This window comes from Paenibacillus xylanilyticus, from assembly GCF_013359935.1.
GTDB classification, from domain to species: domain Bacteria; phylum Bacillota; class Bacilli; order Paenibacillales; family Paenibacillaceae; genus Paenibacillus; species Paenibacillus xylanilyticus.
Genome location: NZ_JABMCB010000073.1, coordinates 1 through 4,072 on the forward strand (window position 1 = coordinate 1; position 4,072 = coordinate 4,072).

Annotated in this window: 4 protein-coding genes; all 4 read right to left on the reverse strand. The window is 45.6% G+C overall.

Annotated features, from left to right (window positions below):
- Positions 1 to 72 precede the first annotated feature (72 nt).
- The 4 genes from HP552_RS00565 to HP552_RS00580 are packed head-to-tail and all read right to left on the reverse strand — an operon-like array spanning position 73 to position 3,838.
- Positions 73 to 1,374 (reverse strand): phage portal protein, encoded by a 1,302-nt coding sequence (locus HP552_RS00565; RefSeq protein WP_175393842.1) that lies wholly within the window; start codon positions 1,372 to 1,374, stop codon positions 73 to 75.
- A 3-nt stretch (positions 1,375 to 1,377) separates the two neighbouring features.
- Positions 1,378 to 1,575: a hypothetical protein gene (locus tag HP552_RS00570; protein ID WP_175393843.1), complete on the reverse strand. Its 198-nt coding sequence runs from the start codon at positions 1,573 to 1,575 to the stop codon at positions 1,378 to 1,380.
- Between the two features lie 2 nt (positions 1,576 to 1,577).
- A complete protein-coding gene (locus HP552_RS00575) occupies positions 1,578 to 3,305 on the reverse strand; it encodes a terminase large subunit (RefSeq protein WP_312884178.1) in 1,728 nt (575 codons plus the stop codon).
- Positions 3,305 to 3,838, reverse strand: coding sequence for a phage terminase small subunit P27 family (locus HP552_RS00580; RefSeq protein WP_175393844.1), 534 nt, complete (start codon positions 3,836 to 3,838; stop codon positions 3,305 to 3,307). The genes HP552_RS00575 and HP552_RS00580 overlap by 1 nt, the downstream gene beginning before the upstream one ends.
- Between the last annotated feature and the right edge of the window lie 234 nt (positions 3,839 to 4,072).

Consider the following 4,072-nt stretch of genomic DNA (forward strand, 5'->3'; position numbering starts at 1 on the left):
CGCATTTCATTCGAGTCTGTATCGTACTTGATCGCCCCGGTAATAGTTCTTTGCCCGTTTTCTTCATCGGCTCTAATTTCCAGAGCCACCGGAAGCGCTCTTGTCTCCTTTGTCAGCTTTGGCATTGTCTTTTCCAGTTCCCTCACCCCCCTTCTTATACTGAATACCTGCATTTTCGAGCGGGATCACATTGCCGTTTGCGTATAACCTATCACCGCCCGGCATCGGCGGGAGGTTTTCTTTAGCCCTTGCCTCATCAGGAGACATGATGCTGCCCTTCACAGCCTTGTCCAAGGCGTCCATCCGCGTTTTAAAGTCTGCTCGCAGCACGGCATCCACATTGAACCTTACGAAATACCCATCTTCAATTTCACGGTCCAGAAATAGTTTCCGGGTAATCTCCTGTTCATACGTGGTCAAGATCGGTAGCATGGTATCTGTGTAGAATTGCTGTTGTTGCTGCTCGTTATTGTTGTGCGTTGCACGGTCCAAATCATTAAGTTGATGCATCTTAATACCAAAAGCAGCAGCCAGCTGCCGGATGGTCAATTCTGTATTTTCTAAGAATTGCGCATCCGTCATACTCATGCTGATTGGCGTAAATTGATATCCAAAAGGCAACAACGAAATCCGATGACTGTTTTTCAAACCAGAAGACATGGATTCAAAGTTTTCTTTGAATACTTTCTTAGCCGGTTCGTCCATTGTTCCGGTGTATTGGATAAGGCCCTTTGTCTGCAACCCGTTCCGATAAAAGTTGTTGATGAATTTCCCAGCTGAAGCGGCATTCTCGACTGTGCTTCGTAAATACTCCATTTTCGGAACGCCAACTAGTCCGTCTAACGTAATATCTCCGATAAAATGCAACATTTCATGGGCTGGAATCTTCCTCAGTTCCCCGCCTGCATTAACCTGATACCACAGTTTGGTTTGAGTATTTAGCAGGCCGATATCGTCCACAATCACAGTCACCTTTTCCCGATCCAAGGGCCACAAAGCAACCACTCTGCCTGTTCGCTTATCAAATTCAATATTGGCATAGGCATTCCCAAATGCCCTGGAAGCTTCAAGAGCCTTGAGAAAGTTAATGGATGACATTAACGGATTGGGTTGCAGCTTCAGAAGTGGATAAAGGTAATGATTTGTGCCTTTTGTGATGTCATTTTCATCCGATTGGTATATCTTTAGCGGCAATTTTGCCACAGTTTCGGATAGAATTTTAATGCATGTGTACACTGTTTCGATTTTCATCGCACCTTTACCACGCACAGCAGATCCAGCCGGATCAATCCCCAGCATTTCAAGGAACCTCCGGTCATTCAGTCCAACTTCGGATGGTAAGCTGCGTTGTTCAAGCACTTTCCTAAAGAACATCTATTAATCACCCCCTGTCCGGCGCGGTGGTAATCTCGCCATAAAGGCCACCAGGACACCCGCAACCAAGCAGAAAGCGCCTGTGCAGTACAGTCCCGCCGTAACGCTAATCCGATAGGTTGCCAGGTTAATAAGTAGCACACCAAGCAACACCAAATAATCCTCCGCAAAGTCGCGCAGGAACGTCACGATCCTATTCAAATTTACTCACCCCACAATTGTTTCAACATGTCGTCATTTGCGAACTCCGAAACATCCATTTTCGGTTCAGAGAAGATCGCACGTACATGGGCATCAATGGTAGCCGCAACCGGGTCAATCCGATTCGTAGACTTGGCTTTATCCAACAGTACGTTTTCCTTTTGATCAACCTTTAAAACTGCATTGCTCATTGCCCAGGTCAATAGCTGATCTTTCTCATGAACAATTTTCTTTTGAAGGACTAACTCCCTGAACCCCTTAATCGGTTCAGAAAGCGTTTGAATCCCTTGCCGGATCTCTACAATCTCATAACCACGTTCAGACATCTTAATAGCAAACTGCGTGGCTTGGTATGGGTCATAGCACACTTCCTTAATCGTGCAATCCCATTCCTCGGATGCTTTGACGATCCAGTTTTCAATATACGTCTGATCTACAACCGGTCCTGGAATCACTTCGAGCCATCCCTTTTTAATCCATAAGTCATACGGCACTTTGTCCGTTTTCTTTTTCCGCTCCAAGGTATCCCCAGGAATAAAAGAACGCTGCCTGATAAGGTATTGCCCATCGGGTAATCTGAATTCAAAGACAGCGGAAGAAAGGTCCGTTTTCATGGACATATCTACGCCTACATATGCCTCTAAACCTTTAACATCAACAGTTTCATTTGTTCCACAAGCAGCCCATGCATCCATACGCATGTATTTTTTCTCGCCACCATTGACCCAAACGTCCATGTTTTTGGTCAGGAAGTCATCCATTTTCTCAGGAGCATTGAGAGCGTTTTTCAACCTTTTGCGTATGCTCGCCCTGCCCACTTCATGGGATGCAGCTATAGGATTAGCTTTTTCCCAAACCTTCTCATCTGAAATGTCATCAATCAAATTCCCGTCTTCGTCCTTATCCAGCTCATTGACCATGGCAAAATAGTCATCGTTCTCTGTGCCCTCATCGTTCGGGTCCAGAAGGCGAGAAACCATCTCGTATTCGATACGGTAACAAGGGCTGTTTAAGTTTTCTCCGGCCGTTGTGATGATCATCATAAGTGGCTGAGTACGTGAAATCATCCCTGAATCAATAACGTCATACATTTCGGTTGTTTCATGGGCATGATATTCATCCACGATACCGCATTGTGGGTTGTAACCATCACCCTTTTTGCCATCTTCTTTGCTGAGAGGCTTCATGATGGATTCGCTTTTAGGATGACGAATGACTCCATAAGTGGTTTTGAACTTGCTCCGTAGTTCTGGACACCGTTCAATCATAACCTTGGTTTCATTCCAAACAATCTTAGCCTGGTCTTTTTTTGTAGCAGCACAATAAACCTCGGCCATCCCCTCGCCCATTGCCGCAGTTTCATATGAAGCCACGACACCCAAGCTTTGGGACTTAGCGTTTTTACGACCGACTTGCCAATAGGCATATCTGAACCGCCGAAACCCTGTGTCCACATGAACCCATCCGTAGATATTCCCGAAAATGAAGTACTGAATATCATGTGGAACGATCCTCTGCCCTTGAAGTGGCCCTTTCGTATGACGAAATAGGTTCATCCACTCAAAAAAACGCATGGCTTTGTCTTCATCGAAAACGTAAGGAAAATCAGAAGTGTTCTCCCGCCCGATATCCTTTAGGAATCGCATACAAGCCCATATGTGCTTTTGACACGCTACGACATGCCCGTCAATAACATCTCGGGAATAGTCGATCAAATATTGCTTGATCACTAGACATCCCCGAACCTTTCCTCAAACTCGGATGGCTCCTTTTCTTCTTTCTTCGGTACAACCAATTTACACCTGGAAGAAATGGTGAGCCCCAAGTCACTCGCAGCTTGACGGCACTGCTTGAAAAACTTGTCCTGATTAAGCGTAAGGTCTGCATACACGCTGCTGAATATTTCCACCGTTGTTGTACCCGGAATCAGCTCGCCGTCAACACTATCGTCTTCGCCTTTTTCATACTGGACGATCGGGCTGCGATTCAACAGTTCATTTGTCACCTGAAGGTATAGCTTTCTGGAAATCAGATAGCGACAAAGTGCATCCACGTCCAAATTGGACATGATCCCAATCGCTATTAACTCGTCCGAAATCTTTTTAAAATCTCGGCGCAAGTCTTTCGGCAAATATGATGGAGCTCGTATTTTATCAGATGGCGCTTTTATCTCGGCTGCCTGCCGTTCCTCAATTTCTTGCTTGGTCAGATTCTTATTTCCCTTGTACAGCAATAAGTCAATCGGTTGACGCGGCCTCGCCATAACACCCCCTCCCTTCTCGTTTTTTTTTGAAGTCAAATCCAGAAAGAACCCCATTTCGGAAATTTCATTTAGGGAATTTTTTTTACGCGAGAGGCCCCAGCCGGTTTTTTACCCCACTGTACGAAATTTTTATAGGGCCCATGCCCTCTTTAGGCTTCGTCCAGTCATTCACCTTCATTTTTATTGAAGGGCTTAAAAGGGCATTTCCGTCCGTCTGATGACGTGTGCCTGTGC

What these genes read in the sequence shown, in the direction of transcription:
- HP552_RS00565 (WP_175393842.1), bottom strand. Translation starts at nt 1,374, where the DNA reads ATGTTCTTTAGGAAAGTGCTTGAACAACGCAGCTTACCATCCGAAGTT.
- HP552_RS00580 (WP_175393844.1), bottom strand. Translation starts at nt 3,838, where the DNA reads ATGGCGAGGCCGCGTCAACCGATTGACTTATTGCTGTACAAGGGAAAT.